The 476-nt window shown below is 60.1% G+C and carries 2 protein-coding genes; both read left to right on the top strand.

Going from position 1 to position 476, the window contains the following annotated elements:
• Positions 1-263, top strand: a 263-nt coding sequence (locus tag HMPREF2581_RS18255) for a phosphopantetheine-binding protein (RefSeq protein WP_083328450.1), incomplete at its 5' end; no start/stop codon positions are given.
• Positions 264-274: 11 nt separating this feature from the next.
• The coding region (locus HMPREF2581_RS33215) for a hypothetical protein (RefSeq protein WP_152901289.1) at positions 275-476 on the top strand (202 nt) is incomplete at its 3' end.

Below are 476 nucleotides of genomic sequence, written 5' to 3'. Positions count from 1 at the left end.
TGCAACAGGTCGGGCTCGACGACAACTTCTTCGAACTCGGCGGCCACTCGTTGCTGGCCACCCAGGTCATTGGCCGCCTACGCGAACGACTGCACCTGGAGGTGCCGATCAAGTCGATGTTCACCGCGGAGACACTGGGTGAGTTCTGCCACGGCGTCGAGACCCTCAAGGCCGAGAGCGCGCCGGTGGAAGATGCCCTGGCTAAATCCCTGGAGGCGCTCAAACGTCTATCTGCCGATGAACTTGAAAAACTGATTTCCTAAGAGGCGGTAGCGTGCAAGCACTCATAGAGAAGGTGGGCTCCCTTTCCCCCCAGGAAAGGAAGGCATTGGCTGTCCTGCTCAAGCAGCAAGGTGTCAATCTCTTCGAGATCGCGCCAGTGTTCAAGCGTCAGGACGGCGAGCCCCTGCGGCTCTCCTATGCCCAGGAGCGACAGTGGTTTCTCTGGCAACTGGAGCCGGAAAGCGCGGCCTACC

Source organism: Pseudomonas sp. HMSC057H01 (assembly GCF_001836405.1).
GTDB lineage: Bacteria > Pseudomonadota > Gammaproteobacteria > Pseudomonadales > Pseudomonadaceae > Pseudomonas > Pseudomonas aeruginosa.
This window is presented reverse-complemented; position numbering and strand designations above follow the sequence as displayed.